Genomic DNA, 26,564 nt, shown 5'->3' with positions numbered 1-26,564 from the left:
AAGAGGCCCTGTAAAGGACCTCTTTTCTATTGGATAGTATAAGTAACAGAAAAGCTAACAGGACTATAGTAAACGTAAGGCGCATGAAATTGAACGTACATATTTCCATCTGTTTTTGCAGTGAAAATTCTGCCGTACCCATCAGAATAACGCCCGATAAGGTTATGATTTGAGTCATAAACACTGTAACTAGGAGTTTTACTGTTAGGTTGAATTGTTAACTCTTGTCCCTTTTGAAGGAAAACAGGTTCTTGTTCAGAACTACTTCCAGTTTGCAAAGAATAAAATTTTGTAAAGCTTTGTTCTTGAGTGGCAGCAGCAACCTTTGTTTCAGGAATAAACGCGGTAGCACCAGTAATTCCTGCTAAAGTTAACGCACCGGCTAAAATCATTTTTTTCATAGTAGAAAAAGCCTCCTTATTAGTTGTAATCATTTTTGTTACAATTAATATTGTATATGATAATGAGTAGGAAGAAATATGCTTTTATGCATATATGTATTTTCTCAATAAAAGACCACTGATTTTTATCAGTGGTCTTTTAAATAATTAAGCAGCTTTCTGTTCAGTTTGAGAAACAGGTTTTTGAAGGGTATTATAAACTCCTGCCCCGATAACTTCTAATGCCATTTTCATACGTTCAGGTGAAATGTTCTCAAATACGTTATCTTGAGGTGTGTGATATACCTTTTCGATATGATAGATTAATGGATTCCAACTATCGACACCCATCCAAATAAATAGGGCGGCAGGGATACCAACTTCAGCAAACGGTACGTGATCACTAGAGCCGAATTTTCCTTGCAGTACGAGGTCATTATTTAATTGTTTACCTGCTTGTAAGGCTGCGTCTGTTACAAGGTTTGGAGAACCGTTAGGCGTCATAGCATATAAATTCTTTGCTTTATCGTAATTTGTTGCAACCATGTCTGCATTAAAGACACCTAAAATTCGATCGCGTTCTTTTTGGGGCAGACTATTAACGTAATAATCGGAACCAAGTAAGCCAGTCTCCTCAGAACCGAAAGCAATAAAGCGAATTTCTTTATCAGTTTCTACATTTTGAAAAGCACGAGCTAACTCTAATACTAATCCTGTACCAGAAGCATTATCGTTTGCTCCAGGTGCTCCAACGACGCTATCATAGTGTGAACTTACAACGACAGCTTTTTCATTACCTGTACTATTTTTGGGTTTCTTTTTAGCGATGACATTTAGTGATGTTAAATTAGATTCATGTCTCGCTTTTAGGGAAAGAAGAGTTGTCCCTTTTTTAGCGATTTCTTCTTTAAATGCATTTCCTTGTGCATAAGCAAGGCCAAAGACAGGGATAGATTGCTTTTTCGTTAGGCGGGGATTGAACGTTTGTCCATAATTTCCGCGTCCGCCAATTAAACTGTATAAAAGAACTCCTTTTGCTCCTTTACTAACAGCATTTTCAACTTGTTTATTATAGTCTGCAACTGTTGTTCCTCTTTCAAATAGAACAATTTTTCCGTTTACTTCATTTGGGATATCCTCTAATTTTGTCCCACCTTGAACAAAGATAAGAGGAGCTGTAACAGATTCTGTAGAAATTAGTGCGTTAGGAGCAGCGCCAGCTTGCCAATTACGCTTTGTGGATAATGGTGATTCAATAAATCCAATGTATTGATCCGGCACTTGAAATGGTTGATATTCTACTTCATAGCCCATTGATTTCAGCTGCATACCAACGTAGCGAGAAGCCCATTCTTCTGATTTTGTCCCACCAGGGCGAGGACCAATTGTTTCGGATAAGAAACGGATGTGTTCGATGGCGCGGCTTGCATCAACTTGTTTTGTGATAGGTGAAGTCTGTGTGATTTCTGACGTGGAATCAGCTTTTGCTTGCCCAATTGGAGCTAAGCTAACAGCGAGTGACACAGCAAGCAAAGAGCTTACTATTTTTTGTTTCAAAGATTTTTTCATTTTTTCCTCTCCTATTCTTCTATTCTCTCTGACTGACAAAAGAAGACGGATAACGACTTTATTTTACCGTTACCTTCATTAGTTTTCAATATTCTGACATTGAGAAATAAAAAAACGCTATATGCATATTTGCATATTTTTGATGGAGATATGTATGCTATCATTTTAAATGAAGGTTCGCTTTCTGCTTGGAAAGCTCCTACATTGCATGAATCTAGTGTACCCAAACTTTAGATTATGTAGAGAAAAGAATCCACTGTAGGGTTTCTTTTCTCATGTTTGAATCATGTGATGATAAATATGTTTCCGCATTTCATACTTATTATCAGTGATATATGTAAGGCATCCATATGAAAATACGAGGCTGTTCAAAGGTTTTCCGTACTTTTGGACAGCCTCACCCCGTTAAAAGGACGATACTCTATGTGTCGTCCTTTTTTGTATAAAAAAACACCCAATCAAATGTTCAATTGATTGGGTGTGAAAAACTATTAATAATATTTTTTTCGTTTTGTAGCTAAAATACTTAACAATCCAGCTAGTAGAAGGATGATACCTACTGTTTGAGTAGGATTATTTTTGTGACCTGTATTTGGAAGTTCTTTACCCTTATTTCGGTCATCTTGCTGTTTGTTTATTTGTGTTTCAGGGTTTTCTTTTTCTAGCTCTTCAGAAGTTCCGTTATCATGTGTTTCAGGATTTCCCTTTTCTAGTTCTTCGGAAGTTCCGTTACCATGTGTTTCAGGATTTCCTTTTTCTAGTTCTTCAGAAGTTTCTTTTCCTGTTTCTTCTTCTTTATTAGGAGGAGTAATTGGTTTATCATCTCCACCTGATGAAGAATCGATTTTTTTATTTGAAACTGTAATTTGTAGTGGTGTAGCTTGAGCTTTTTCAATTGTAAAGTTTATTGGTGATGCATCTAATTGATAGCCCTCAGGAGCCTTTGTTTCCACTAATTGATAATTACCAGGTTTCAAATCATTTACGATTAATTTGCCATGCTCGTCTGTTTTTAAACCTTCTAGTACTACTTTTCCGTCTTGATCTAAAATATTGAAAATGGCACCTTCAAGTGTTCCATTGTGATTCATATCAACTTTAGTTAACTCCATTGAACCTGTTGTTAAACTATTTAGAGCTGTAACAGAAGTAGCTTGAGATTGTCCTTTCGTAATTGTGAAAGGAATTGGCTTAGCGTTTAAATCGTATCCAGTAGGAGCCTTCATTTCAATAAACTGATAGTCTCCCGGACGTAAATCAGAAACGGAAATTTTTCCATCTTTATCAGTAGTTAAATCAGGACGAACGTCGTTGCCGCTCATATCAACAATTTTAAAGACAGCCCCTTCAAGAGTAGAGTTGTCAACATCGTCGACCTTAGTTAATTCAACAGCACCTTTCGTTAAGCTATTCGTAGCAGTAACGGAAGCTGTAGCCGTTTGACTCTTTTCAACAGTAAACTTGATAGGATTTTGATTTAAGTCGTAATGAGTAGGAGCTTTCGTTTCAACGAACTGATAGTCTCCTGGACGTAAATCAGAAACAGAAATTTTTCCATCTTTATTAGTAATTAAATCCGAACGAACATCATTGCCGTTCATATCAACGATTTTAAAGATAGCTCCTTCAAGAGTAGAGCCGTCGATGTCGTCGACTTTAGTTAATTCAACAGCGCCTTTCGTTAAGCTATTCGTAGCAGTAACGGAAGCGATTTTTTCTTGCCCTTTTTTAACTGTGAACTTAATAGTTGTTTCGTTTAAGTCATAATGAGTAGGAGCTTTTGTTTCGATAAACTCATAGTCTCCTGGTGGTAATTCATCCACAACTAAACGGCCGTTTTTATCAGTAGTTAAATCAGTACGGACGTCGTGTCCATCCTTATTAACAATTTTAAATACCGCATCTTCAAGTGTTGTGTTTTCTTCAACATCATCCAATTTAATTAACTCCACACTACCTTTTGTTAAGCTGTTCGTAGCTGTAACGAAGACATGTTTTGTTTGACTTCTTTCAATTGTGAACTTAATAGGATCTTCATTTAAGTCATAATGTTTCGGAGCTTTCGTTTCAATAAATTGATAATCTCCAGGTTGTAAATCTTTAGCGATGATTTTTCCATCTTTATTGGTAACTAAATTCGTACGAATATCGTTACCGTTCATATCAGTAATTTTAAATACCGCGCCTTCCAGCGTTTCTTTTGCATCTAAAGAGTCAACTTTCGTTAATTCCACTCCGCCCTTTGTTAAGCCATTTTTAGCAGTAACAGAAACGTGAGTTGATTGGCTTTTCTCGATAGTGAAAGGAATCGGTGTTTTATTTAAATCATAATGTTTCGGAGCTTTCGTTTCCACGAATTGATAATCACCTGGACGTAAATTAGAAGCAGAAATTTTGCCGTCTTTATCAGTAGTTAAATTTGTACGAACAACTTTACCTTTCGCATCAATGATGTTAAATACTGCATCAGAAAGTTTTGCATCTGGATTTATATCATCCACTTTAATTAACTCTACCGCACCTTCAATTAAGCTGTTAGTAGCAGTGACTTGTAGTTGCTCTGCTTGGCTTTTCTTAATTGTAAATTTAATCGGTGTAGCATCTAGTGTATAGTGCTTAGGAGCCGTTGTTTCAATAAATTGATAGTCTCCAGGGTGTAAATCAGAAATAGTAACTTTACCGTTCGCATCTGTCGTAATGCCAGTGCGAACGTCATTCCCGTCCATATCAACAATTTTAAATACTGCACCTTCAAGAGCTGTACCATCGATATCATCGACTTTAGAAAGCTCTACCGCACCTTTAGTTAAACTATTTTTAGCAGTAACAGAAATCGGTTCGGTTTGCCCTTTTTCAATAGTGAAAGGAATCGGTTCTTTATTTAAATCGTAGTGTTTCGGAGCTTTCGTCTCGACGAATTGATAATCACCCGGACGTAAGTTAGAAACGCTAATTTTACCTTGTGAATTTGTAGTAAGCTTCTCGCGAATTACAGTACCTTTCATATCAACAATGTTAAATACTGCGCCTTCAAGAGTAGTACCATCGACGTCGTCTGCTTTAATAAGTTCAACGCCGCCTTTTGTTAAACTATTTGTCATAGTAACAGTAGCAACATCTTTCTGGCTTTTTTCAACTGTAACTACAATTGGCTTTTTGTCTAAATCATAATGTTTAGGAGCCGTTGTTTCCACAAATTGATACGTACCAGGACGTAAGTTTTCAACAATAATTTTTCCTTCACCGTTCGTTTTTAAATCTGTTTTAATTACAGTACCGTTTTGATCTAGTAAATTAAACACAGCATCGGCAAGTTTTGTTTGATCGTTTAAATCATCCACTTTAATTAATTCGATACTACCTTGTTGTAAGCTATTTTTAGCGGTTAAAGAAATAGTTTCCTTCTGTCCTTTTTCAATAGTGAAATCGATTGGTGTTTCATCTAAAACGTAATGCTTAGGAGCTTTCGTTTCGATGAATTGGTAATCACCAGGACGTAGGTCGTTAACTTCAATTTTCCCTTTACTATTTGTAACAAGGTCTTTATGAATTACAGTACCCTTCATATCAACAATGTTAAATACTGCGCCTTCAAGTTTAGTGCCATCGATGTCATCTACTTTAGAAAGTTCCACTGCACCTTTTGTTAGAGCGTTTTTGGCCGTAACATGAAGCGTTTCAGTTTGGCTTTTCTTAATTGTAAATTCAATCGGTTTTTTATTTAAATCGTAATGTTCAGGAGCAGCTGTTTCAATGAACTTATACGTACCAGGACGTAGATTTTCAACAGCAATTTTTCCTTCAGCATTTGTTTTTAAGCCTTCTTTAACTATCTCTCCGTCTGTATCTAATAAATTAAATACAGCATTAGAAAGCTTCGTATCAGTATCAATATCGTCAATTTTTGTTAATTCAACGCTACCTTTTTTCAACGTGTTTTTCCCTGTAACAGGAATTTTTTCCGCTTGGTTTCGTTCAATTTTAAATGGAATTGGTGTCTCATCTAACACATAATGTTCAGGAGCAGCTGTTTCAATAAACTGGTAGTCTCCTGGACGTAAGTCAGAAACAGAAATTTCGCCATTGTCATCTGTAACAAGATTTGTGCGAACTTCTGTACCATCCATATCAACAATTTTAAATACTGCATCTTTCAGCATTGTACGATCGATGTCATCAATTTTTGTTAAAATGACGCCGCCTTTCGTTAAGCTGTTAGTAGCGGTAACGGTAATGTTTTCTTGTTGACTTTTTTTGATAGTGAACGGAATAGGGTCTTTGCTTAAGTCATAGTCTTTTGGAGCCTTTACTTCAATAAATTGATAATCTCCCGGACGCAAGTCAGAAGCGGTAACGATACCTTGTTTATCAGTCGTTAACCCTTTACGAACTACCTTTTTAGTATCATGAGCATCAACAATGTTAAATACTGCACCTTCAAGTTTAGTGCCATCAATGTCATCCACTTTAGTTAAAGTAACACCACCTGTAAGTAAACTATTTGTTACAGTGACAGGGACTGGAAGATCATCCTTGCTACCTTTTTTAATCGTGAACTTAATAGGTGTTTGATCTAATTTATAATGTTCAGGAGCTGATGTTTCAATAAATTGATAATCTCCTGGTGCTAAATCAGGAATAACTAGTACTCCATAATCATCTGTTTTTAAATCTGTAGCAATTTCTTTGCCAGTTGCGTCTTGTAATGTGAATACCGCACCGGCAAGGGCGATACTACTTTCCACGTCATCTTCTTTAATAAGTTTAACTTTTCCTTTCGTTAAACTATTTTTAAATGTAAGTGGAAGAAGTTTTTGTTGTCCTTTTTCGATTGTAAATTCAATTGCTTCTACATTTACATCGTAGTAAGTTGGAGCTTTTGTTTCGATAAGTTTATAGTTACCAGGACGTAAGTCATCTACAACTAACTTTCCTTCACTATTCGTAACAAGGTTCGTACGAGCATCTTCATTCGTATCTCTATTAACGATTTTAAATACTGCACCTTCAAGAGTTTCCTTGTCATCTGCAGCATTTACTTTTGTTAATTCAATACCGCCTTTTGTTAAGCTATTTTTAGCAGTAACAGTAATTGGTGAAGTTCCTTGACTCTCTTTAATTGTGAACTCGATAGGCTTTGTATTTTTATCGTAATACTTCGGTGCTGTTACTTCGATAAATTTATAATCGCCAGGGCGTAAGCCAGTAGCAGTAACTTTCCCGTCTGAATTCGTTTTTAAGTCTGTACGAATGACTTTCTTTTCATCATGAGCATCAACAATTTTAAACACAGCACCTGCAAGAGCTGTACCATCGATATCATCAACTTTCGTTAATTCAACATCTCCTGGTTTTAAAGCATTTTCAGCTTTCACAAGTAGAGTTTCTTTCTGGCTTCTATCGATTGTAAATTCAATAGGTTCTGCTCGTAAAACGTAATGTTCAGGAGCAGCTGTTTCAATAAATTTATACGTACCAGGACGTAATTTACTAACTTTAAGTTTTCCATCTTTATCAGTAGTTAATTTAGTGTGAACTTCATTATTATTAGCATCGACAAGTTTGAATACAGCATCTTTTAGTGGTTTTTTCTCACCAAACTCATCAACTTTTAATAATTCCACTTCTCCAGTTTTTAAACTGTTTGTTGCTGTGGCAGTAGCGAAAGACTGTTGACTTTTGTCAATTGTAAACGGAATAGGATCTTTGTTTAACGTATAATCTTGTGGAGCTTCCGTTTCAATAAATTTATACTTGCCAGGCTCTAGGTCTTTAACAGTTACTTTACCATCTGCGCCAGTTTTTACATTTTCGCGAATGACTTTCTTTTCATCATCTGCGTCAACAATTTTAAATACAGCACCCGCAAGAGTTGTACCATCGATATCATCAGTTTTTGTTAAAGTGACGCCACCTTTAATGAGATGATTCGTCGCAGTAACAGTAACTGCTTCCTTTTGACTTTTTACAATTGTAAACTCAATTGGTTTTTTATCTATGTCGTAATCTTTAGGTGCTTTTTCTTCGACAAATTGATAGTCTCCAGGGCGTAAATCTTTTGCTTCGATTTGACCTTGATCATTTGTCGTTAATTTTTCGTATCCGCGAATTACATTGTTATGTCGATCGCGTACACTGAACTCCGCGCCTGCTAAAGTTTTTCCATCTTTATCGACTTTTGTTAAAATGGCCGATCCTGGAAGTAAACTGTTTTTTGCAGTTCGGTATACTACAGTTGTTTGATCTTCTTTGACTGTAAATTTAATCGGCGTACTGTCTAATTTATAATGCTCAGGGGCCGTTGTTTCTTGTAAGTAATAAGTTCCTGGTTTTAAATTATCTACAGTAATTTGACCTTTATTATCTGTTGTTAATTCTTTATGTTTAGGAATAACTTGTTTGTTTTCATCCAGTAAAGAGAAAACAGCATGTTCAAGCTTTTCTCCACTGTGAGCATCAGTCTTTGTAAGCACTACTTTTCCAACAAATTTCTTATTTGAAAGGGTATAAGTTGTAATTTCTTCTGAACTTAGCTCAACAAGTATACCTTCTTTTAATTCTTTACTAATTACATAACCTTCAGGTGCTTTCGTTTCTTTAATTAAATATTTATCACGTCGTAAGTTGTTAAACTTAGCGACACCGTCATCACCTGTTGTAATTGGTCGAATAGTGGTTGTACCTGTCTGATCATATAAAGTAAACTCTGCTCCGGCTAATGCTACTTTTTTATCTTTGTCATCAACCTTTATAATTTGAAGGCTTCCGCGCCCTTTACTAGCAGAACCACCTCCAGATCCAGCAGATACTTTAACAACTACGTTTTCAGTAGTTTTCGTTTCCTCAAGCAATAAACGGTGACCAGTAATATTAGCTTTATTGCTTACTGTTTCCATATGATCTGCATTAATGAGTGAGCGATATTCTAAAATATAAGCTCGATGAATCGTATGAAGGAATTCAACTTTAAATTGTTGTTTCCCTGTATTGTTGTCTGTTATTACTTTGAGTTTATAGTCTGTTCCTTCTTTTAATTCATTTGTTGTATCTTTCGTTAAAGTGCCATCTACGGCTACTGTTGTTGGGTATAGGTGGAATGACTTTTCATCAAGAATTTGATTGTCTGTCGGTTCATCCGTTACGACTGCATTTTCAATAGTTGATTGACTCGGATTAATAGAAACGCTCCAATCAATATACTTGTCATTTTGCTTTGCTGTTTTCGTAACACCGCTACCACCGTTTGTAATCTCAAATGCACCATGGATAGTAGTAACAGTTTTTGATCCATCTTTTAAATCGGCATAATTATCGTAGCGCTTATTAATTTGTTCGCCTGCGAGTGAAGTTTTAAAGCTAACATAATACGCAGAATTAATTTCGTTTTTAAAATGAATCGTTAATGTATTGTTATTATCTTTTGTTGGATTTTCTATCGTATATTCGCTAGATGGAACAGGATCACCTACTTCAAATCCATGTGCACCACCAGTTAATTTCATATGTCGAACTTCAATAGATTCCGGTATTAATTTTTGGTTATCTCTTAGTACGTCGACGATAGAAGGGTCCTTAATCGTCATATTATTATAGTTAAACCCTATGTCCCATTTAATTTCTTTCGTTTGGGCATTGTAAGAACCGTATTTAAATCCGTTTCCTTTTGTATAGCCGTCAGGATTAAATGTATCATCGGATGAACTCTTTTTATTGTCACCATTTACATCTTTCCATGATAAATTTGCTGTATTTTTGAATGATTTATTATCCTTCTCTTTGGATAGATTCTCGTAATTAAAGTCTGTTGTGTATGTGATAGTTAAAGTTTTATCCATATTAGACTTGTAATCACCAGTTAGTTTTACTTCAAATCCCTTATCTGTTACGTCAAGTGTGTAATCAAGCTTCGGTTCCAGCGTTCTCGATCCATCTGTAATTTTGAAACTATCTTTCTGTAACGTTAGGCCACCAAAGTCAAACGTATCTTTGATAACAGCATCGTTTAACACGTAGTTGTTATCATTTACAATAATTGTCCATTTTGTTGTTTTCGCATTGTAATCTGTATCTTTTGCATTTTTATTATGTTTCTTGATGATGTTTTGTTGCTGTAATGTAACTTTGTTTGTCTTACTTGAGCCACCATCTGCGATAATTTTATTTTCGATTTCGCCATCTGCGATGACATCACCCGCGGCTTTTGATGTGTAAGTAATTACGTAGGCACTATCAATATCAGTAGTAAACTGTAGATCAAATCCTTCAGTCGTTTCTTTTACTGTGAAGTTTGTAGCATCGTCACCAGTGACAATTTGCCCACTATTATTATAAGAAGCATTTTTTACAACAATAGAACTTTGATCAATTTTATGGTCTTTATCTAGAATATCTTTTAAAAGAGCATCCTCTTTATTGATCTTTCTTTGGTCACCGTTGTAAGTGATCGTCCATTCGATTGTTTGTGTTTTTGGGTTATAATTACTAGTTTTCTCTAGATGTGTACCGCGTGAAACAGTTACAGTTGCATTTGTTGATACAGTATCTTGATTATCACTAGATACTTTTGCGTTGTTTTTGAAACTTGTAACACTTTCATCTGTAATCTTTGTTGCATATTCTATTTCATATGCTTTATTCGTTTCCTTTTTAAAGGCGATATTTAATTTATCAGAGGATGAAGTAAGTTCATATTCTTCCTTAGGAACTTCTGCACCACGAGTTGTCTTCCCGTTAATATCAACCTCTAAATAATAAACCTTAACAGAATCTTCGTTGAGGCTTGTACCTTTTGGAATTTCATCTTGAAAGACGGCATTTGTAAGCTTATCTTTCGTTTTGTTCATTTCTACTTTCCAATTAATTTGATTCGTATTAATTGGTCTATCAGGTACACCTTTTTTATCTATAGATTTTGTTACTTTAGGTTTAAAATCGAGTTCGATAATAACGTCTTTTTCTTTAATAGGGAATGGGATTTGTTTTTCTGTAGTCCCTGTAATTTTTACTTCATTAAACTCCGTACGAATGTTTAAATGTCCAGCTATATTAGGATAATCGTCAATATATTCGTTAAAAGTCATCGTTACTTTGCCATCAGGCGTAACAACGAATGATCCAATCTTATTTCCTGTTCCATCTATTAAATCTTCTGTAATGGTATTGTGGACAATAAAGTAGTCTGGGAGTTGGAAAGTAAAGTAATCACCTTCTTTGGCGTTCAGCGATTTCAAGACTTCCCATGTAAAATCAATTTGGGTAATAGAATTTGGATCTGGACGATTATCCGTATTGTTAAATGGTTTACCGTCTTTATCCGTTAATGTGACACCTGTTAAAATATTTTCTGTAATTTGCTTAGGTGATGGATCTGGGTTCTCCACAGGTTGCTCTGTTGTGTTATCGCCAGGATTTTTTTCCTTAGGTTGTTGAGCATCGTTGTTCTTTTGCTCTTCCACAGTTTGCTGGGCGTCGCCATTCTTTTGCTCTTCCGTAGGTTGCTGAACATCACCATTCTTTTGCTCTTCCGCCGGTTGCTGAGCATCAACATTCTTTTGCTCTTCCGTAGGTTGCTGAGCATCACCATTCTTTTGCTCTTCCGCCGGTTGCTGAGCGTCACCATTCTTTTGCTCCTCTGCCGGTTGCTGAGCATCACCATTCCTTTGCTCCTCCGTAGGTTGTTGAGCAGCATCCTTGTTCGTAGTAGGGGAAGCAGGGCTATCTACTTGAACAGGAACTGAAATAGACTTAGCTGTTGTACCTAGAGGGAACGAGAGTTGAACAGATTTTGCACCAGGTTTTAAATCAGGATTGAATACTGTATCAAAATTGATTTTTCCGTTAGCACCTTTGGAATCTTTTACTTGATCGTTAAATACTAGTTTCATTTTGTTATCGTTTGCTGTAACAAAATATTGACCAATAATTTGCTGATCCGCCATTAAATTTCCTTGCTGATTACTTTTAATTTTTAATGCGTTAGGTATTTGGAGCACTGCTGGGTCTGTTTGTTGATCTTTTATTGACCAAGCATATTCTAGGCGAATGGTTGATCCTACTTGTATTAAGTTTTTAGGATTTAATGCTTCGTCAATAATATGATTCTTTGCATCTTTCATTTCAACAGTGTCAAATAATGAATTGCTTGTTAATGTCTCCGCTTTTACTTGATTGTATGGAAAACTAGCAAGCTGTGAAAATAGTACGAATACAATTAAACATATATTGAAAAGTTTTTTCATTGTGCCTCCTTTATGAATCCTTTTATTGCATAAAAATGCTTTGTGAATGGATTGTTTGTCATGGATCAATGGGACTGACTTGATGCCTCCTTTACTGCGTATACTCTTTAGGGAAAGTATTCATATTCAATGCTTTGTAACGTAAAATAAAATGTATATCCTAATAATATAGGGAGCAAATATACAATTTCTGACAAAAAATGTCGAATGAAATACTGATAAGGAATGATATCAGACCTTTATAGAGTACGACTTGTTACGTGGTACTTTATAAAATAGGTACATACAAAAAATATGCAGTGAAATGCTTAAACTATTTTATAATGATTTGTATTCTTGCAATGTGCAAAGAATCGTTATAAAGGTAAGTTTTACGATACATACTAACCAAAATAATGTATCTCATTGTAAAAAGTTCTTTCGTATTGAGGTAGTAATAGATTGTAGCTTGACTTTGGTCAGGATGAAGAAAATATGTACTGTCTAAAAGAGTATACAATTCGTAGATTAAAGCGAAGAGAGCGTTTTATGAGAATTAAGAACGCATTCCTTTAATCGATGCTATTAAATAAAAAAAGAAGGTACTCCCTTGATTATCTTTTATGAGAGATAATCATCAATAACCTTCGCTAAAAATTATATACGTAAATGGAAAAGAGTTCAACCGTATTGCTTCTTTTCAAAAAAGTACGTAAAAAAAGGACCGCTTCCTACTAAGAAGCGGTTCTTTTTATATTTCTGTTAAAATTATCGGTTCGCCGCGTGTTACGACAACGGTATGTTCACATTGTGCAACAAGGCTTTTATCAGGTGTAACGAATGTCCAACCATCATCGCCACGTTCGATAATGTGATCAGCCTTCATAGAAATGAAGGGTTCTACAGCGATAACAAGACCGTCTTTTAGAAGCGCATTATCCATTGGGTCAAAGTAGCTTAAAATGTGGTTTGGTGCTTCATGTAAGCTAAGACCGATACCGTGACCAGTTAAGTTTTGAATCACATTATATCCATTTTTATGTGCAAAGTTTGAAACAGCACGACCAATTTGGTTTTGTTTTGAACCAGCTTTCACCTTTTTCATTGCTGCCCAAAATGCATCAACAGCTGCTTGGCAAAGCTTTTCTTTTGCTTCATCTTCTCCAAGTACAAATGAAATACCTGTATCTGCATAATAGCCATCAAGTGCAGCAGATACGTCGACATTTACTAAGTCGCCTTCTTTTAATACGCGATCCCCTGGAATACCGTGAGCAACTTCTTCGTTTACACTGATGCAAGTTACACCTGGGAAATCATATTCTTTTTCAGGTGCAGAAATAGCACCATGCTCATCTAATACTTTTTTACCGATCAAATCAAGCTCTTTCGTTGTCATACCTGGCTTCGCTTCTTTTTTCATTTCTTCACGTGCAAGCGCAACGATGCGGCCGATTTTTCGTAAGCCTTCTAAATCTTGTTCATTACGAATAATCATGAAAACCACTGTCCTTCCTCGAATATATATCTTACCCGATTGTATCATGTTTATTTTCGTCCTGCTACTCGCTTGCGGTATGTGGGCTGATTCCTCTCATAAGGAATACATGACAATTGTCATATCGATGTCATGACGCATCATACTGTTTCCTAAGTTTTCCAAGATTTACAATGTAAATATAAGAAACAGCGGGGGTGGAGAGATGGAAAAGATTATAGAAGTAAATGATGTTTCTAAAACATTTAAATATAAAAAGGCAGTAAATAACGTTTCATTTCATGTGAATAAAGGAGAAATCGTAGCGCTACTTGGACCGAATGGAGCAGGGAAAACGACGACGATGTCAATGATGCTTGGATTAAAGGATCCGACGGAAGGAACTGTTTCTATATTTGGAAAGAGTCCCAAACATAGAGATGTTCGTAATAGCCTCGGTGCGATGTTACAAGAAGTAAGTGTCATTGATAGCATTACGGTGGAAGAGGCAATTGAGTTATTCCGTAGTTATTATAAGAATCCGGTAGCGAAAGAGACGTTACTACAGTTATCAAATTTAGAATCAGAGCGAAAGCAAAGATGTGAGAAATTATCAGGTGGTCAAAAGAGAAGGTTAAATTTTGCGCTCGCACTTGCAGGAAATCCAGATTTGCTATTTTTAGATGAGCCGACAGTTGGGATGGATATTACGTCTCGAAGAACGTTTTGGGAAACAATTCGAAAGTTAGCAAGTGAAGGAAAAACAATTATTTTAACGACGCACTATTTAGAAGAAGCAGATGCCTTGGCGAATCGTATTTTATTATTTGCAAATGGAAAAATTATCGCAGATGGTACACCAGATGAGATGAAGGCGACGATTTCTCGAAAAACAATCAAGTTTTATTCGAAGGAACATATTCCTGCAAAATTACTAAAAGAGTTACCAAACGTAACAGAAGTACAATCAAAAGAAGGGCACTTCACTTTAACAACTGAAGATACAGATGCAACTTTAAAAGCAATTTATGAAAAGAATTTACCTGTAACAAATATTTCAGTTGAACGTGGAAGTCTTGATGAAGCATTTGAACAGTTTGTCGCAAATCAGAAGGGGGAAATCGCATGAAAGCTTTATGGATGCAATGCAAAATAGAAATTTTACGTACGTTCCGCAATAAATTATTTATCTTTTTCTCATTATTAATGCCAGTTATGTTTTACTACATTTTCACAAATGTTATTCAAGTTCCACAGAACGGAGATGCGTGGAAAGCGCATTATTTAATCTCAATGGCGACGTTTAGTATTGTAGGGACAGCGCTTTTTAGTTTTGGTGTAAGGATTTCTCAGGAAAAGGGGCAAGGGTGGACACATTTGTTGAAAATTACACCACTTCCAGAGGGAGCGTATATAACAGCAAAGATTATCGCTCAAACAGTAGTGAATGCTTTTTCAATCTTAGTTATCTTTATCGCAGGAATATTAATTAACCATGTTGAGTTAACAGTAGGACAATGGATTGGTGCTGGATTGTGGTTGTTGTTAGGAGTGACACCATTTTTAGCGTTAGGAACAGTAATAGGTTCTATTAAGAAGGCGGATGCAGCCGCGGGTTTAGCGAATATTTTAAATATGAGTTTAGCTGTAATTGGTGGTCTATGGATGCCAATCGAAGTATTCCCAAAAATATTACGATCTATCGGTGAATGGACACCAACATATCACTTCGGGAGCGGTGCATGGGATATTGTAGCTGGAAAATCAATTGGATGGGAAAATATCGCGGTATTAGGAGGTTATTTCCTTATATTTGTTGTAGTATCAATATATATAAGAAAAAGACAGGAAGCGGTATAAATGATAGAGAAGAAGAGGATTGAGATTTTTCCGAAACAGATGGGTTTCTTCCCGTATATGTGGCTTGTGTATCTGTTATTTCCAATTTACCATCTAGCACAAGCATCGGGATGGAAGCTTATAATAGGGAGCGGTATGTTGATACTTTTTGTTATCACATACCGTCAACTTTATTTTGTTAATAAGACTTTCGTTTTATGGGCATGTATGCAAATGATACTCACATTGCTCTTTGCTTTTTATTATAATGCCTTCATGATATTCTTTGGTTTTTTCACAGCAAGTGCGATAGGGTTTGCGCCAAATAAGAAAGAGTTTCGAGTGTTGTTAAGTTTGTTAGCTGTAATGCTTGGGGTTTTTATATTTGTAAATATGAATCAAATATCAACTACAAGTTTAGTGAATATCATTCCGATGTTTATTTTAATGCTTCTTACGCCATTTGGAATGCGCAATTTTAATCAAAAAAAGATATTAAGAAATCAATTAAACGAAGCGAATGAGCAAATTAAAGACTTAGTAAAACGTGAAGAAAGACAGCGAATTGCAAGAGATCTTCATGATACGTTAGGGCATACGCTATCTCTTATTACGTTAAAAAGTCAGCTCGTGGAGAAGTTAATTGTAAAAAATCCGGAGCGTGCAAGTGCGGAAGCAAAGGAAATTACGCAAACATCTCGTACCGCTTTAAAGCAGCTAAGGGAACTAATTTCTGATATGCGTATGATTACAGTAGAAGAAGAGCTTGAGCAAATAAAAGCAATTTTACAAGCTGCTAATATTGGATTAGAGATAAAACAAGAAACTAGTGCGAGTTCGTTATCCCCCATTGAACAAAATATTTTAGGAATGTGTTTACGTGAGGCTGTGACGAATGTTGTAAAACATAGTAAGGCGACAAAGTGTACAGTCTCTGTATTAGAATCACAAGGTGAGCTAATTTTGAAAGTAGAAGATAACGGAATCGGTTTAGCAGATCAAAACCACGATGGAAATGGCATTCGTGGTATGAAGGAGCGCATCGCTCTTATTGATGGGTTTGTTGAACTAGGCACGATCAATCCAGGGACACTATTAATAGTAAAAGTACCAGTTGTTATTCGAACAGGAAAAGATGAGGTGAGGGCATGATTCGAATTATTATTGCAGAAGATCAGCGAATGCTTCGTGGTGCATTAGGGGCCTTACTTGATCTAGAAGATGATATTGAAGTAATTGGGCAAGCTGCGAACGGGGAAGAGGCGCTAAAATTAATCGAATCGCTAAAGCCTGATGTAAGCATCATGGATATTGAAATGCCGATTCAAAGTGGATTAGATGTTGCGGAAACGTTAAAGAAAGAAAAATCAGCATGTAAAGTGATGATTTTAACAACATTTGCGCGACCTGGATATTTTGAGAGAGCAATGAAAGCTGGTGTGCACGGATATTTATTAAAGGATAGCCCAAGTGAAGATTTAGCTGCATCGATTCGTAATGTGATGAAAGGAAAGCGAGAAATTTCTCAAGATTTAATGTTCGGCTTGTGGCAGGAGCAAAATCCGTTATCAGATCGGGAAAAAGAAGTGTTGTTACTTGCGAAAGAAGGAAAGACGGCAAATGAAATTGCGAAGGCACTTTATCTTTCACCGGGTACAGTACGTAATTATATTTCTGAAGTATTAACGAAGCTTGATGCGAAAAATAGAATTGAGGCAATTACAATTGCGGAAGAAAAGGGATGGATATGAAAAGAAGTTTACCTATGAGTGGTAAACTTCTTTTTTCTTATAAACAAGCGCTTCACTAAAGAATTTCGTCTCAGTAGAATCGCTTGGAATTTGAAGTGTAGTACGTAATGTAGATTTTGCTTCATTTTTCGACAAAAAATTTGTTATAGTAAGATTAGGTTGTTGGTCTAAATTTTGGACAACTTTGCCACTACCAGTTGTAATTACTCCATTTTTATCTACTTTTACAATGAGATCTTGAACATATACTTTATAGTTTTTATAAGTTTGTGCAAGGCGAACTTCGGTTTTATTTTCTTTTGTATCTTTATTTGTAGGCTGGGAATCTACATTCATTTCAGTTGTCACTCACTCTTGTTGAGCTTTAGCTTCGTTTATCTCCTCGTTTAAATACTTTTTCGCCATATTTTTTTCGTATTATTTAGAGGTTGTGTTAATTTTTTTATCTTTAAACTAGGCTGAGCAATTTCAACTTTTACTTCATTTTTGTCTAATTCTTGGGTGTGAACAGCTTCTGCTGATAAAGGATAAAGAAACCGAATGTAACGAAAAGCACGAGCAAGTTTTCTATAATTTATCTATAAAACTTCTAATCTATTATTGTATGTGAGATGAATTGTATGAAAAATTTGCCGAATTTTATATATATTATGCATTATTTCATATCAAAAATTGTCGAATTCACATTATTGTAGTGGTATGACAACTTAACAAATTAGATTGTTATAATGGGATGGTGAGTAAGTATGCACGCAGAAAAATTAGGAAGTGAAATTAAGAAAATTAGGGTAATGCGGGGATTAACACAAAAACAGTTATCCGAGAACATATGTCATCAATCGGAAGTGAGCCGAATTGAATCGGGCGCGGTATACCCAAGTATGGACATATTGCAAGGTATCGCAGCGAAATTACAAGTTCCTATTATTCACTTTTATGAGGTACTTATTTATTCTGATATTGAAAGAAAAAAGTTATTTAAAGATAAAATTCAAATGTTGAGTAAGAAGAAACAATATGCTGAAATTTATAGCATTGTTTCAAATGAATTAAAAAAAGAAAAGTTTCATCCAGAATTTAATCAGTTTCTTCTTTGGTACTATTACTTATCTGCATATGTTTTACAGAAAATTAATTTTGAATATTGCATTTTAGAGTTGAAAAAAATTGTACATCAATCGTACGGAGGAATAGATGTATTTCAAAATTTATATATTGAAAATTCTATTGCAAGTATTTGTGCAGAAAATAATCAATTAGATAGGGCAATAACTTCATTTCGAGCTATTTTAGAACAGTTAGAATCGCTACATAATAATGAGGCATTCACAGTTAAAGTTCGATACAATTATGCAAAAGCTTTATATTTGAGTGATCAGTTTGAAGAGGCATTGTATCAAGTAAATGAAGCGATTGAAGCTTCACGGTATATGGGAAGTATGGAATTAATCGGTCAATTGTATTATCAAAAGGGCGAGTGCCTTGAGAAATTAGAGTATTCATCAGATGATATTAAAGAAGTGTATAAAAAAGCGTCTTTCTTCTTTGATTTATTAGATTTACATTCTTACAAAGAGACGTTATTAAAAAAAAAGAAGTATTTAAATTAAAATGATTTGAAATATGTATAGTGGTATATTTCGTAAGTTACATCCACAAAAAGTAATGAAATATCCAAAAAAATGGGTATGCATAATTGCATAAGTTGTGGATAAATTTTCATGATATATTAAAAGAAAACGATGTGGGTGATGGAATATGAAAAAATTACTTATTGGTAGTCTATTAACGTTAGCAATGGCATGGGGTATTTCATTAACAGATACAGCTTTAGAGAAAAGCCAAGTAATTTCTCATAATGATCAAGAAGTACAATTAGCTTCAGATTTACCATTTGAACATTAAAAAAACAACCGTCTTACTTAGACGGTTGTTTTTTTGTGGAGTAACCTCCAAACATCTTTACTAGAAACAGGCTTGCTAATAAAGAATCCTTGAATGTGGTCACAGTTTTGTTCATATAAAAACTTCCATTGTTCTTCCGTCTCTACACCTTCTGCAATAACTTCTAAATTTAGTTCTTTTGATAGTGTAATGATAGAAGAGATAATCGCTTCCTCTAAAGGGCTAGTTGTAATGCCGCAAATAAACTCTCGAGCAATTTTTAAAGTATTAATTGGATATTTTGTTAAATAAGCTAAAGAACTATAACCAGTTCCAAAGTCATCGATTGAAATTTGAATACCGAGATTTTGAAGTTGTTCTAGTTTGGCAACTACAGATTGATTTTGATTAATTGCGATACTTTCTGTAATTTCGATATCTAGTGCTTCCGGTTTTAGTTCGGTTTCTTCTAACACTTTTGAAATAGTATGGATTAAATTTGCATGGTTAAATTGAACAACAGATAAATTTACACCAACTTTTAAGTGAGAAAAACCTTGATTATGCCATCTTTTTGCTTCTAAGCAAGCGGTACGTAAAATCCAATTTCCAAGTTCAATAATAAATCCGGTTTCCTCCGCTAGAGGAATGAATTGGGCAGGAGATACAATACCGAGTTTTGGGTGTTTCCAACGAATTAATGCTTCAAAACCGATAATTTGTTTTGTTTTTGTGCTTACTTGTGGCTGATATTCCAGGAAAAATTCATTTTGTTGTAATGCTTTTGCAAGTTCACCTTCTAAGAATTGGATTTCATTTTGGGCGATACTTATTTCTTTTGAGAAGAAAACAAATCTATTTTTTCCATTTGCTTTCGCGCGATACATAGCCATATCAGCATTTTTCATTAATTCAGTAACATCGGTCCCATAATCAGGATACATGGCAATTCCGATACTCGGTGTAATAGACAGTTCTTCGTCTTTAATGAAGAATGGTTTGTTTAAAACGGTTAAAATTTGTTCAGCTATAAAAGCCGCACTTTTTTCTGAGTACATATCTGGTAATAGAATTGTAAACTCATCTCCACCTTGACGAGCAACAATATCTTTTGAACGCAAGCAACCGCGTAACCTTTTTGCTACTTCAATTAACAATAGATCTCCGATATCGTGACCAAGTCTATCGTTTATTTTTTTGAATCGATCTAAATCAAGGAACATGACGGCAACATCATTCGCACTAGTTTGAGCTGTATTTAAAATGCTTTTTAAATCTTTTTCAAACTTTCGGCGATTTGGTAATCCAGTAAGTGCATCATGAAAGGCTAAATGTTCTACTTGTTTTTGCTTTTCATATAAAGTTGTAATATCACGTGCTATGCCGAACATCCCAACAACTTCTCTGTTTATGAAAGTAGGGATGAGTGTAATGTGAAGGTAATAGTAATAGCCTTCTTTTTCTTTTGTGCGAACTTCTAAAGTTTGTGGTCTACCTTCTCTTGTTATTTGTAAAGCTTTCTTTAGTAGATCATGGTCTTTTGAATCAATGAAGTGTAGAAGAGAATAGCTTGCTACTTCACAATAGTAGGCGGTAAACAAGCTTTCACATGCCTTATTAGAATGTTGAAAAATACCATTCATATTTAAAGAGAAAACAGCATCGGGATGATCTTCAAATAAAGATTTATAGCGTTGTTCACTTTTTGATAATGCAAATGCACCTTCTTCAACTTCATCTTCTAGTTGTGTAGTCAGCTGTTCATATGTATCGATTAATACTTTATTATCTTTCCACATGTAAAGTTGTCGTAAGAATAAAAAAATAAGTGATAATACGAGACCAATTAACATGAACTTATCATCCCAAGGTTGAATGATAATAAAGGAAAAAGTAATGATTATACTAAAATACGGTAATATAAAGCGCACATAGTCGAATCGATAATACTTTGTTTTCGTTTCATGCTGCATTGGTTTATCCAAAATGTATAGTATGCATGATAAACCAATTAATAAAATTGAAGCAGTATGTACTAAATAAGAGATTTCAGAAGAGGTTGCCATACCCACATTTAGTTGGAACAGGTGTATATACCCGTACACAAGTATGATGGTAAAGCCGATAATTAATGAAATTCTACTAGAAGAATATTGTTCTCTTCTATACAGGCTAATAACGGCGTAAATTACTAATGATTGTGCAATAAAGTATCCGATTAAAACCCATTGATCTGTTGTTAGCATACGAAAGTTTGAAAGGTCTAAAATAAAAGTTAAGGTAAAATAAATATTCATGATCACAATAAAGATGCTATCGAATGAAAATTGAGCAAGGCCTCTAATAGAGTAATGTTTTATGAATTTTATAGTAAAGCCAGAAAAGAGTAAAATATATTGGATGATGAAAAAAGGTAGTGCCTCATATGAGAATATGACTTGAGTGCATATAGAAAGTGAATGAAGAAATAAAGTTATCTCCATAGCCAATCCACATAGGCAAGTGCATAATAATAACACCCAAAATAATTTATCACCTCGCTTCATCTTCTTAATTGCTTTATATGAACAATAACAAGAAAAGACTGCAGCAAAACAAAATAAGAAAAGGATTCCAATTTCTTTTATATTCCATTTATCTGGAATGAAGAATATCCAAAGAGAAAATATAAAAATATACATTATGACAAATTGTACATACTTTTTTTGATTAATCATATTATGACTCCATTTCAATAAAGTTGAATCTTAGGGGGAAAATGCTAATTTAAATAATAGCATATAAAATAGGAACATTTTTACTATAAGAATTACTTTTTGAAAAAAAGGCGCAACATTACAATTTACCATTGTAACGTTGCGCCAGTTGTTCTTTTCATTCCTCTTATAGAAGAAAGTTCAGCTATTAATTGGAATAGTGCTAAATCTTTCTGTTTACTTTCAATCATAATATCGAAATCATGATTGATTTTTTTTGCAATGTGTAAGAAAGGTTTAATAAACTCTAAATCAATATATTCAGCGTGAGCCCTAAACTCTTTTTCTGATTTAGGGGAGGAAATGTGAACTTTAGGAAGGATATTTGTATGTGACCAAGTTTCAAAAATTGTAGGAAGTAAATCTTCTAGAGGTTCCTCGCAAAGGTTGGCCATGTGATGATGATAATCAAATACGAAAGGGATCTTTTCTTTTTGGCAAATAGATAAAGTTTCAGCAGTTGTATATGTTTTATCGTCGTTTTCAAGCGTCATTTGCTTTTTGATATGTGCAGGAAGTTTTCTTATGTTTTCATGGAAACGTTCAACTGCTTTTTCTTTATTTCCATATGCACCACCTACATGGATGTTAATATAAGAAGAATCTGCAATTCCTATTGCATCTAATACTTTATAATGATAAGTCATATCTGTAATAGCGTTAGTTGTAATATGTGGCTTATCGCTTGTAAACAGCGTAAATTGATTTGGATGAAAACTTACTCGCAAATTGTGTTCTTTAATTAATACCCCAATTTTACGCCAAAGGGATGTGAACAACCCGATGTAATCAAACTCGACTTCGGGATGTGTTGCAAGTGGGACGATGGAAGAAGACAAGCGATATAACGGAATTTCATGCGCTATATTGTAATGAAGAATACGTATTGTATGCTCAAGATTCTGCCTTGTAACATCGTATAATTTATCTTCTCGCTCTTGTTTACTGAGCTTTTGAAAGCTTGTAAATGTCATCGTTTTAGCCGGAGAACAGTCCCAGAGTGCCATTGCATGTGAGACATATCCGAAACGCATAATCATAATGAATACATCTCCTTTATTCATTACCTTTCCTATAGGAAGAAAGCAAGTATCGTTCCTATCCATTCTTTTCCTCTATCAATAAGAGAAAGAGGACTAACATCTTTAAAGGAAAGTAATGACGCATTTTCTAGATCTTCATGGAATTTGTTTTTCACTGTTTGTATAAAATGTTTATCGTATAAAAGGCAGTTGATTTCATGGTTAATATATAAACTTCTCATATCAAAGTTTGCAGTTCCGATATCACAAATATAATCATCTACTATAATAACTTTAGCGTGAAAAAAGCCTTGTTGATATGCGTAAATATTACACCCGGTTTGTATTAACTTTCGGCAATATGGGAATTTCGCTTCGCGCACAAGGGCGTGATCCGCTTTTTCTGGAACGAGAATCGTGATTTGAACCCCACGTTTTCGTGCTTTTAATAATGCATCCATAATTTTTTTCCCAGGAATGAAATAGGGTGTACCGATAAAGAGTTCTTTTTCTGCGCTTTCGATTAAATATAAAAATGTATTTTGTAAATAGGCACCGTCAGTAGGGATAAAACGGTGTAGAATGGTTCCTGGTTGTTGCTTAGGAAAATAAAGAGGTGAATCTAATAAATTTTGGTCCGTATCGTCTAGCCAATCATGTAAAAATTGCTTTTGTAAATCTTGTATTCCTTCCCCTGTAAGGCGTAAATGATAATCGCGCCATAATCCTAATTTTTGATTATGCCCTAAATACTCTTCTCCAATATTAAATCCACCAATATAACCAATTTTCCCGTCAATAACTGTAATTTTTCTATGGTTTCTTTGATTTGCAGAAAAGAAAAGAAAAGGAAACTTAACTTTGTGACAAAATGAAAAAGAGACACCATGTTTTTGCAAGGAATGAATGGCCTCGTTTGATAAATGGTGGCTTCCTAATCGATCGAGTAAAAGTCTTACTTCAATTCCTTCCTTTGCCTTATCGATAAGTAATTTTAAAAATTCACGACTGATTTTATCGTTTTTTACAATGAAGAATAAAACGTGTACATGGTGTTTCGCCTGTTTTATATCAGTAAATAGGGCATCATACAAATCTTTTCCATATGTATAAAGGTGAAAATTACTTTGACGTAAAGGGAAAGAACGAGAACGTACACGCTTTAAATGAACAATTCTCCCATAAGAAAGATCGATTACAATCCAAAGAGCGCTGCCTATTAACAAGAGAGATAAGAAGAACATGAGTAAATTCCCTCCTTCACGGTCTTTTCACCATCAGTTTTTTTTATCAATCAAACTTTCACCTTATCCCGTTATTTGCGGGCTAATAATGAGTAGGGAATAAATCATTCTCTACTCGTTAAAGTTTCACTTTATAGTTTCACCGAAATAAACAGCTTTATTAAAAAATATGGTGTTGTATAACAAAAAACTGTTGACTGAATGCTCACTCATTATATAATGAAGGTAGGGGATAAAATTCAGAAAATTATATGTTTTTGAAGATTCTAAAAAAGAAAGAGGGCTTACAAAGAGAGGGGTAGCATAAAAATGAATAGCTTACTGATCATGAATTGGCTGGCTGCCATTGCTGTTATTGCTTATGCGGGATATTTGTTTGTGTATCTTATACGAACGAGGATGGCCTACATACAGTTAGGAAAAAAGATTGAATTTGACCGTCGTTTTAAAGAGCGTTGGGATCTTCTTAAGGTCAATGTTTTCGGTCAGAAAAAGCTGCTGAAAGATAAGAAGAGCGGCATTATTCACGTTATGTTCTTTTACGGATTTATTCTTGTCCAATTTGGAGCAATTGACTTCGTTTGGAAAGGACTCGCACCAGGATCACATCTTCCACTTGGACCACTATACCCTGCATTTACATTCTTCCAGGAAATTGTCACACTTGTTATTTTAATTGCAGTCTTTTGGGCTTTTCATCGACGTTATGTTGAGAAGCTAGTTCGTTTAAAACGTAATTTCAAATCAGGCCTTGTTCTTATCTTTATCGGTGGCTTAATGATTTCTGTGCTACTCGGTAATGGGATGGGAATTATATGGCACGGTGAGGAGCTTTCATGGAGTGAACCGATCGCTTCTGCAATCGCTTACGTTTTCTCGGGGATAAATGAAACCGTAGCCATTTCCGTGTTCTATTTCTCTTGGTGGGTGCATTTACTAATTTTGTTAACGTTTTTAGTTTATGTTCCACAATCAAAACACGCGCATTTAATTGCGGGACCAGCCAACGTATTCTTTGGCCGTCTTTCAAATCCAGGGAAACTTGAAAAGATTGACTTTGAAGATGAAACACAAGAAACATTTGGTGTTGGTAAAATCGAAGACTTTAGACAAAATCAGCTTATTGATTTATACGCTTGCGTAGAGTGTGGTCGTTGTACAAATATGTGTCCGGCAACAGGAACAGGGAAAATGTTATCGCCGATGGATTTAATTTTAAAACTTCGCGATCATTTGACTGATAAAGGAGCTGCAGTGACATCAAAAGCACCGTGGGTTCCAGTAGTTGCTTTTAATAATACACAAGGAAATCAGTTAGCGATGATGGCGGCTGGGAAAGGGCAACAAGAATCTGCAGCTACAGCACTCGCTTACGATCCGAGTTTAATCGGAGATGTTATTACAGAAGAAGAGATTTGGGCTTGTACAACGTGTCGTAACTGTGAAGATCAGTGTCCGGTTATGAATGAGCATGTTGACAAAATTATTGATTTACGCCGCTATCTCGTTTTAACAGAAGGAAAGATGGATGCGGAAGCGCAGCGTGCGATGACAAACATCGAGCGTCAAGGGAATCCATGGGGTCTGAACCGTAAAGAGCGTGAAACATGGCGCCAAGGTGATGATGAAGTAACAGTTCCAACTGTGAAAGAAAAATCGAAAGCTGGCGAGGAGTTCGAATATTTATTCTGGGTTGGCTCAATGGGATCATATGATAATCGTAGTCAGAAGATTGCGATATCGTTTGCGAAGTTGATGAACGAAGCAGGCATTTCATTTGCGATACTTGGTAATAAAGAGAAGAACTCTGGAGATACACCGCGCCGACTTGGAAATGAATTTGTTTTCCAAGAGATGGCGACAAAGAATATCGAAGAATTTGAAAAAGCAGGAGTGAAGAAAATCGTTACGATTGACCCTCATGCTTATAACACATTTAAAAATGAGTATCCGGACTTTGGCTTGCAAGCAGAAGTCTATCATCATACAGAACTGTTAGCTCAATGGGTAAAAGAAGGACGCTTAAAACCTGTTCATGCTATTGAGGAAACAGTTACGTACCATGATTCCTGTTATTTAGGAAGATACAACGAAGTATACGAAGCGCCACGCGATATTTTGAAAGCGATTCCTGGTGTGAACCTTGTAGAAATGGCACGTAACCGTGAAACGGGAATGTGCTGTGGCGCAGGTGGTGGCTTAATGTGGATGGAAGAGACAACTGGTTCACGTATTAACGTTGCTCGTACAGAACAAGCATTAGCTGTGCAGCCATCCATTATCGGTACAGGTTGTCCATATTGCTTAACGATGATTAGCGATGGGACGAAAGCGAAAGAAGTAGAAGAGAATGTTCAAACGCTTGATGTAACAGAGATTTTAGAACGCTCTGTTATCGGACAGAAGAAAGAAGCGATGTAATCTG

The 26,564-nt window shown here is 35.3% G+C and carries 15 protein-coding genes; 7 read left to right on the top strand and 8 right to left on the bottom strand.

Annotated features, from left to right (window positions below; genetic code table 11):
* Positions 1–26: 26 nt before the first annotated feature.
* The 4 genes from AC3WVA_RS08140 to map form a co-directional block, all read right to left on the bottom strand.
* The gene (locus AC3WVA_RS08140; protein WP_048528018.1) at positions 27–401 is read right to left on the bottom strand and encodes a hypothetical protein; all 375 of its coding nucleotides are present in this window, start codon (positions 399–401) and stop codon (positions 27–29) included.
* A gap of 147 nt (positions 402–548) precedes the next feature.
* Positions 549–1,949, bottom strand: a complete 1,401-nt coding sequence (locus AC3WVA_RS08135) for a M28 family metallopeptidase (protein ID WP_098344688.1) — start codon at positions 1,947–1,949, stop codon at positions 549–551.
* 491 nt (positions 1,950–2,440) lie between these two features.
* Positions 2,441–12,187, bottom strand: coding sequence for a SpaA isopeptide-forming pilin-related protein (locus AC3WVA_RS08130; protein ID WP_492321857.1), 9,747 nt, complete (start codon positions 12,185–12,187; stop codon positions 2,441–2,443).
* Positions 12,188–12,917: 730 nt separating this feature from the next.
* Positions 12,918–13,712: a type I methionyl aminopeptidase gene (gene map, locus AC3WVA_RS08125; RefSeq protein ID WP_002096176.1), complete on the bottom strand. Its 795-nt coding sequence runs from the start codon at positions 13,710–13,712 to the stop codon at positions 12,918–12,920.
* Between the two features lie 157 nt (positions 13,713–13,869).
* On the opposite strand from map, the gene AC3WVA_RS08120 reads away from it, so the two are divergent.
* Genes AC3WVA_RS08120 through AC3WVA_RS08105 form a run of 4 tightly spaced genes read left to right on the top strand, consistent with a single transcriptional unit; the run spans position 13,870 to position 17,233 of the window.
* On the top strand, positions 13,870–14,772 hold the full coding sequence (locus AC3WVA_RS08120) for an ABC transporter ATP-binding protein (RefSeq protein WP_098344689.1): 903 nt from the start codon (positions 13,870–13,872) through the stop codon (positions 14,770–14,772).
* Positions 14,769–15,503, top strand: a complete 735-nt coding sequence (locus AC3WVA_RS08115; protein ID WP_061131882.1) for an ABC transporter permease — start codon at positions 14,769–14,771, stop codon at positions 15,501–15,503. Before AC3WVA_RS08120 ends, AC3WVA_RS08115 begins: the two co-directional genes overlap by 4 nt.
* Positions 15,504–16,634 (top strand): sensor histidine kinase, encoded by a 1,131-nt coding sequence (locus tag AC3WVA_RS08110; protein ID WP_098344690.1) that lies wholly within the window; start codon positions 15,504–15,506, stop codon positions 16,632–16,634.
* Complete coding sequence (locus AC3WVA_RS08105) at positions 16,631–17,233, top strand: response regulator transcription factor (protein WP_000619254.1); 603 nt, start codon at positions 16,631–16,633, stop codon at positions 17,231–17,233. The genes AC3WVA_RS08110 and AC3WVA_RS08105 overlap by 4 nt, the downstream gene beginning before the upstream one ends.
* Before the next feature lie 12 nt (positions 17,234–17,245).
* On the opposite strand, the gene AC3WVA_RS08100 is transcribed toward AC3WVA_RS08105, so the two are convergent.
* Positions 17,246–17,569: a bacillolysin gene (locus AC3WVA_RS08100; protein WP_098880621.1), complete on the bottom strand. Its 324-nt coding sequence runs from the start codon at positions 17,567–17,569 to the stop codon at positions 17,246–17,248.
* A gap of 410 nt (positions 17,570–17,979) precedes the next feature.
* Here AC3WVA_RS08100 and AC3WVA_RS08095 point away from each other — a divergent pair, with 410 nt between their 5' ends.
* Positions 17,980–18,843 carry a helix-turn-helix domain-containing protein gene (locus tag AC3WVA_RS08095; RefSeq protein WP_071757847.1) on the top strand — a complete coding sequence of 288 codons (864 nt, stop codon included), beginning with the start codon at positions 17,980–17,982 and terminating at the stop codon, positions 18,841–18,843.
* Between the two features lie 148 nt (positions 18,844–18,991).
* Positions 18,992–19,138, top strand: coding sequence for a quorum-sensing peptide PapR (gene papR / locus AC3WVA_RS08090; RefSeq protein WP_000734740.1), 147 nt, complete (start codon positions 18,992–18,994; stop codon positions 19,136–19,138).
* 17 nt (positions 19,139–19,155) lie between these two features.
* Here the strand turns inward: papR and AC3WVA_RS08085 are convergent, their stop codons facing one another.
* The 3 genes from AC3WVA_RS08085 to cls form a co-directional block, all read right to left on the bottom strand.
* A complete protein-coding gene (locus tag AC3WVA_RS08085) occupies positions 19,156–21,834 on the bottom strand; it encodes a DUF4084 domain-containing protein (RefSeq protein WP_195756001.1) in 2,679 nt (892 codons plus the stop codon).
* Positions 21,835–21,959: 125 nt separating this feature from the next.
* The gene (uvsE, locus tag AC3WVA_RS08080; protein ID WP_142320928.1) at positions 21,960–22,913 is read right to left on the bottom strand and encodes a UV DNA damage repair endonuclease UvsE; all 954 of its coding nucleotides are present in this window, start codon (positions 22,911–22,913) and stop codon (positions 21,960–21,962) included.
* 32 nt (positions 22,914–22,945) lie between these two features.
* A complete protein-coding gene (gene cls / locus AC3WVA_RS08075; RefSeq protein WP_098344692.1) occupies positions 22,946–24,139 on the bottom strand; it encodes a cardiolipin synthase in 1,194 nt (397 codons plus the stop codon).
* 309 nt (positions 24,140–24,448) lie between these two features.
* On the opposite strand from cls, the gene AC3WVA_RS08070 reads away from it, so the two are divergent.
* On the top strand, positions 24,449–26,560 hold the full coding sequence (locus AC3WVA_RS08070) for a (Fe-S)-binding protein (RefSeq protein ID WP_098344693.1): 2,112 nt from the start codon (positions 24,449–24,451) through the stop codon (positions 26,558–26,560).
* The last annotated feature ends 4 nt before the right edge of the window (positions 26,561–26,564 follow it).

Source organism: Bacillus sp. EB106-04-02-XG92, from assembly GCF_058791995.1.
The sequence above is the reverse complement of the archived record's forward strand: the minus strand, read 5'-3'. Positions and strand labels throughout refer to the sequence as shown.

Bases quoted from the DNA above. Each gene is read 5' to 3' on its own strand.
- AC3WVA_RS08140 (WP_048528018.1), bottom strand. From the start codon at position 401: ATGAAAAAAATGATTTTAGCCGGTGCGTTAACTTTAGCAGGAATTACT.
- AC3WVA_RS08135 (WP_098344688.1), bottom strand. From the start codon at position 1,949: ATGAAAAAATCTTTGAAACAAAAAATAGTAAGCTCTTTGCTTGCTGTG.
- AC3WVA_RS08130 (WP_492321857.1), bottom strand. From the start codon at position 12,187: ATGAAAAAACTTTTCAATATATGTTTAATTGTATTCGTACTATTTTCA.
- map (WP_002096176.1), bottom strand. From the start codon at position 13,712: ATGATACAATCGGGTAAGATATATATTCGAGGAAGGACAGTGGTTTTC.
- AC3WVA_RS08120 (WP_098344689.1), top strand. From the start codon at position 13,870: ATGGAAAAGATTATAGAAGTAAATGATGTTTCTAAAACATTTAAATAT.
- AC3WVA_RS08115 (WP_061131882.1), top strand. From the start codon at position 14,769: ATGAAAGCTTTATGGATGCAATGCAAAATAGAAATTTTACGTACGTTC.
- AC3WVA_RS08110 (WP_098344690.1), top strand. From the start codon at position 15,504: ATGATAGAGAAGAAGAGGATTGAGATTTTTCCGAAACAGATGGGTTTC.
- AC3WVA_RS08105 (WP_000619254.1), top strand. From the start codon at position 16,631: ATGATTCGAATTATTATTGCAGAAGATCAGCGAATGCTTCGTGGTGCA.
- AC3WVA_RS08100 (WP_098880621.1), bottom strand. From the start codon at position 17,569: ATGAATGTAGATTCCCAGCCTACAAATAAAGATACAAAAGAAAATAAA.
- AC3WVA_RS08095 (WP_071757847.1), top strand. From the start codon at position 17,980: ATGCACGCAGAAAAATTAGGAAGTGAAATTAAGAAAATTAGGGTAATG.
- papR (WP_000734740.1), top strand. From the start codon at position 18,992: ATGAAAAAATTACTTATTGGTAGTCTATTAACGTTAGCAATGGCATGG.
- AC3WVA_RS08085 (WP_195756001.1), bottom strand. From the start codon at position 21,834: ATGATTAATCAAAAAAAGTATGTACAATTTGTCATAATGTATATTTTT.
- uvsE (WP_142320928.1), bottom strand. From the start codon at position 22,913: ATGATTATGCGTTTCGGATATGTCTCACATGCAATGGCACTCTGGGAC.
- cls (WP_098344692.1), bottom strand. From the start codon at position 24,139: ATGTTCTTCTTATCTCTCTTGTTAATAGGCAGCGCTCTTTGGATTGTA.
- AC3WVA_RS08070 (WP_098344693.1), top strand. From the start codon at position 24,449: ATGAATAGCTTACTGATCATGAATTGGCTGGCTGCCATTGCTGTTATT.